Raw genomic sequence first — 4,249 nt, 5'->3', positions numbered from 1 at the left:
TGGGAGAATAGCCGACAAGTCCGTCAAAGCCGAGCCCCGGAATGTGGAGCACATCCTCACGCCGCAAACGAATCTGCCCCTTGTCCGCAAAATTCGGATTCTCCTCCGTGCTTCTCGTGTAGGTGTAGTAAAGTTCACCCGTGCGGCTGTCGCGGCTGACTTCCATCTTATCCGGGAGCAGCGGATAAAGTCCGAGAACACGCCCCCTGCCATCCCGCAAAATTTGTGCGTAGGCATTCCCCCACAGGAGGAGATGAGCCATGAGTGTTTCGCGCAAAATGAAACTCGTCATCTCAGGATTCGGCGCATCGTGGAGCAGGAAATACAGCGGATGCTCGTATGCGATTTCTTTGCCAGTTTCCGAACGACGATAGATAGCAAGCGGCAATCCTGCGATGGATTCGGCGAGGATGCGCACACATGCGTAGACTGCTGTCGTCTGCATGGCAGTGCGCTCATTGACCGCCTTACCCGCCGCCGTCTGCCCGAACAAAAAGGACAAGCCTCCAAGATGATCTCTGGGCTTGTCCCGCGAACGGAAGAGTTTGCTGAATAGGTTCATGGAAACCTCCTCAATTTTTATAGATATTTGTTTTCACGTATGTTATACTATTTATGTGAATGACAACCCTAATTGCAGCAAATTTGATTTCTTTTTACAAAACATAAAACCTTCTGCTTTTACTATCAGTAAAAACAGAACACACCTCCCCTTTAAAGATATGATACCGAACTTAGTTTTTTGCTTTAAGGCATAAAAACCATTATGAGTAATTATAACGGATACAGCATATGTTATTAAAGTAAAAAGGATTTTGCTTTCGTTTTGGGAACGAAATAAGTTACAGCACGATTTTTCTGCACAAAATTTAATTCGGAAGTATACTTATTAAAAGAAAGCTCGAAATAAATAAAATTTCGATATAAATTGTTTTAAAAACGAAAAAAAGAAAGAGGTAATTACAATGGTAAAAAGTTCAGTTAAAAAAGTTGCAATGGCGCTGTCTATTGCAAGCGTTTTTTGTGGTGTTAATGTAACAGATAATGTTGCAAGCGCCGAGATTCGAGAAAGTATATATTTAAAGTATATGAACCCCCCTTCGTCTGTTGCTGAGTTAGAAAGACAGGTTAATGCGGCAATTCAAGACAAAATTGAAAACAGTCCTTATTCAACAAATAAGAATGCAAAACAAGCGCAAGCAAGTGACGGGATTCTTTATATTCAAAAACGCATTATGGAGGTCAACGGGCTTTCTTATGGACAATTTACAAGCGTATATGACTATAAGACGAAAGTTCGTCCAGTTATCTATATTGATGGGTATAAAAACTCTACAGCAGCAGGTATGGGGACTATATTTACGGGTTTAAAATATAACATCTCTGCTTCACATGACATATATAAAGACAGTTTCTATTATTTTGTCATTGGCCATGAAACAGGTCATTGTGTTTTGGGGCACGCCTATCTTAACCCAACTGATTTAAACCAAGCTGTTGTGTATGAAAATAAAGAACGAGAAGCAAATGAATACTCATTAGATACTTGTGGAAAAATTGGAGAATGTAGCTGGGGAGCTTATCATGATGCTTTCTTCAATGCAGGAGTCCAAGCAGGAGAGTCAATATCCGAACGAGATTCTGTGAATAAATACATATTTGAAAAAAGCAGAGGAACATTGTCTTCTCCAAACAGGACGTTGCTTTATAAAGGATTGCGACCTGAAGATTTATACAATAAAGTACAGAATCAACAGTTCATTGATTATATTGTAACTTATGCCTTTGGTCAGTTTGCTTTTGCGATTGATAAAGGAATTATGAACACAAAGTATGTTCATCTTGAGGATTTTAATGGAGATAAGTTACATAAATCAGCACTTGTGTTTCGTTCGCCAAATATTTATGGAGGATATAAAGTAATTGCTTTGTTTGACGAACCAAAAGATGATGTCGAAAATATTTACAACCAGCTTGTTGAAACACATAACGCTAAACTAAATTATTATAGTAAAGCTGTAAATGACGCTTGTTTCATGTATGCTTTAATGAAACTTATTAAAGATTACGAAGATAACGGAGTTAGTGGAAAACCTCAAATTTATTAAAAAAAGAAGATTAGTGAAAATAAATCACTAATCTTCTTTTTGTATTTAATTAAAGCGTTTCAGGTTCGGTTATGAGGTTGATAAACAGAAAAATTTAGCAAAGAACTTGGGAGCGACATATTTCACATCAGCGTCCTGCTATAAAATGACAGGTCATGCGTCGATGAAGGTTGTTCGAACCATTGTCCCCACAGGTGACTAAACATTCTACATATGAATATGATCCGGTGAAAGCCATTGTTGAAATATTTTCTAGGAGGTTATTTTATGCTCGAATCACTTGAAGGTAAAAGGGTCACAACACTTCCTCATCCAAAGGACTATAATACATGGCGCAACAGACTTTCTGATGCAGATTATGAGGCAATTGAAGATGATTTGAATCGTAGAATTGATGCTGGTGATATTCATACCGCCGGCTGGATGCCTGGAAGCGATTGGACAGATACGGTTTTTGAGCCTATTTATCACACTGCCTGCCGAAAAAACATTACGCATGCAGCTATGTTTTTTGGTTTAATTGTATTCAAAGTATTTATGGATCGACCGGAAAAATGGATTTTTGGCAGATTTGAAAAAGATGGAAAAGATATTGGAAGCATCACGTATTTTCAACCGTAATACTCCTTAATAAACCTTTTTGCTCATCCATATCCACACAACACAAAAAAATTTCTATGTCCATGGAGATTCACAGCAGCAAAATCCCCCGCTCATCATAAACAGATGCGGATGCATCGTTCCCACAGCGAATCGCACGATCGAGTGCCATGATGAGCGCAATCACGCCGTCGATCTTCTCGGTGGATTTTTCCTTGTCCGCCTTGATGTTGCCCGCAGGGTCGGTGCGAATAAAAATGTTGTCTGCCATCCAGCGCATGACGGGATGCCCGCCGTGCGCTATTTTCTTTTCCAGAGTCAATTTCATCAGCTCCTTCGTCGGCGGACTCATATCCTTGAAGCCCTGTCCGAAGGGAACGACCGTGAAGCCCATGCCTTCTAGGTTCTGCACCATCTGGACCGCGCCCCAGCGGTCGAAGGCAATCTCGCGGATGTTGTATTTCTCGCCCAGTTCTTCGATAAATTTCTCGATGAAGCCGTAATGCACGACATTGCCCTCCGTGGTCATAAGAAAGCCCTGCTTCTGCCACACATCGTAAGGCACATGATCGCGCCGCACGCGAAGTTCCATGTTATCTTCCGGAATCCAGAAATACGGCAGCACTGCGAACGGCTCATCCTCCTCCTTCGGAGGAAATACGAGCACAAATGCCGTAACATCCGTTGTCGACGAAAGGTCAAGACCGCCGTAGCAGACGCGCCCTTCCAAGGCTTCGGCATTCACAGGTGCGGCGCACACATCCCACTTATCCATTGGCATCCAGCGCACGGACTGTTTTACCCATTGATTCAACCGCAACTGCCGAAAGCTGTTCTCCTCAGCGGGATTCTGCCGTGCGGAATCACAGGCGGCCTGTACCTTGTCCATGCCGACCGTAATGCCGAGGGACGGATTCGACCGCTTCCAGACCTCGGGGTCTGTCCAGTCCTCATCTTCCTTTGCGCCGTAGATCACGGGATAGAAGGTCGAATCGATCTTTCTCCCTTCGAGAATGTCCTTCGCTTTCTGGTGTGTCTCGTAGCAGATGGACTGGGTATCCGTCCCCGCCGTAGTGATGAGGAAGTAAAGCGGCTGCATTCGCGCATCGCCGGAACCTTTCGTCATAACGTCAAAGAGTTTGCGGTTCGGCTGCGTGTGAAGCTCGTCGAATACCACGCCGTGGATATTGAATCCATGCTTTGAGTATGCCTCTGCCGAGAGCACCTGATAGAAACTGTTCGTCGGCAGATAGACCATACGCTTCTGTGAGGCGAGGATCTTTACTCGCTTACCGAGTGCAGGACACATCCGCACCATGTCTGCTGCGACCTCGAATACGATGCTTGCTTGCTGACGATCAGCGGCACAGCCGTACACTTCGGCACGCTCCTCCCAATCGCCGCAGCAAAGGAGGAGTGCGACGGCGGCGGCGAGCTCTGATTTTCCTTGCTTCTTGGGCAGCTCAACATACGCCGTATTGAACTGCCGATAGCCGTTCGGCTTCAGAATTCCGAAAATGTCTCGGATAATGCGCTCCTGC

The 4,249-nt window shown here is 44.1% G+C and carries 4 protein-coding genes; 2 read left to right on the top strand and 2 right to left on the bottom strand.

Going from position 1 to position 4,249, the window contains the following annotated elements; translation table 11 throughout:
- Window positions 1–562 (bottom strand): phage portal protein (locus tag HMPREF1992_RS00770; protein ID WP_021683891.1); only part of this gene is annotated, 562 nt, incomplete at its 3' end.
- 403 nt (window positions 563–965) lie between these two features.
- Between HMPREF1992_RS00770 and HMPREF1992_RS00765 the strand changes: the two genes are divergently transcribed.
- Together HMPREF1992_RS00765 and HMPREF1992_RS00760 are read left to right on the top strand one after the other, a co-directional pair.
- A complete protein-coding gene (locus tag HMPREF1992_RS00765; RefSeq protein ID WP_021683890.1) occupies window positions 966–2,108 on the top strand; it encodes a hypothetical protein in 1,143 nt (380 codons plus the stop codon).
- 267 nt (window positions 2,109–2,375) lie between these two features.
- A complete protein-coding gene (locus tag HMPREF1992_RS00760) occupies window positions 2,376–2,729 on the top strand; it encodes a hypothetical protein (RefSeq protein ID WP_021683889.1) in 354 nt (117 codons plus the stop codon).
- A 70-nt stretch (window positions 2,730–2,799) separates the two neighbouring features.
- Here the strand turns inward: HMPREF1992_RS00760 and HMPREF1992_RS00755 are convergent.
- The coding region (locus tag HMPREF1992_RS00755) for a terminase large subunit (protein WP_021683888.1) at window positions 2,800–4,249 on the bottom strand (1,450 nt) is incomplete at its 5' end.

The sequence above is a fragment of the Selenomonas sp. oral taxon 892 str. F0426 genome (assembly GCF_000468035.1).
Lineage (GTDB): Bacteria > Bacillota > Negativicutes > Selenomonadales > Selenomonadaceae > Centipeda.
Note: the sequence above shows the minus strand (reverse complement) of the source record. Positions and strands in the feature narration are given on the sequence as shown.